This window comes from Mediterraneibacter sp. 210702-DFI.5.30 (assembly GCF_020560115.1).
GTDB lineage: Bacteria > Bacillota > Clostridia > Lachnospirales > Lachnospiraceae > Mediterraneibacter > Mediterraneibacter faecis.
The window spans coordinates 1-257 of record NZ_JAJCME010000108.1; the positions used below are offsets into that span (position 1 = coordinate 1).

1 protein-coding gene is annotated in these 257 nt (G+C 49.8%); it reads left to right on the forward strand.

Going from position 1 to position 257, the window contains the following annotated elements:
• Nucleotides 1-257, forward strand: a 257-nt coding sequence (locus tag LI126_RS14885) for a hypothetical protein (RefSeq protein ID WP_227165700.1), incomplete at both ends; no start/stop codon positions are given.

Genomic DNA, 257 nt, shown 5'->3' on the forward strand with positions numbered 1-257 from the left:
GTCTGCGTCTCGAGGAACACCGGATTTTAACGAATGGCCGGGCCAGTCGTTACGAATATCCCAAGAACCTCAGCTCACGCAAAACTAATCCATATCTTTTGAGTGGCTTTTCTGATAATCTGATGGAATTTACCACGCCAATCGTCAGAGGGAGCAAGGCCACTTGTCAGCAGTTAAAGGTCTTAGAACAGATCGTTGACAGTCAGCTGCATGAAGACGAACGGATCTGGCCATTGAGTCTGGCACCAGCGCCGGAG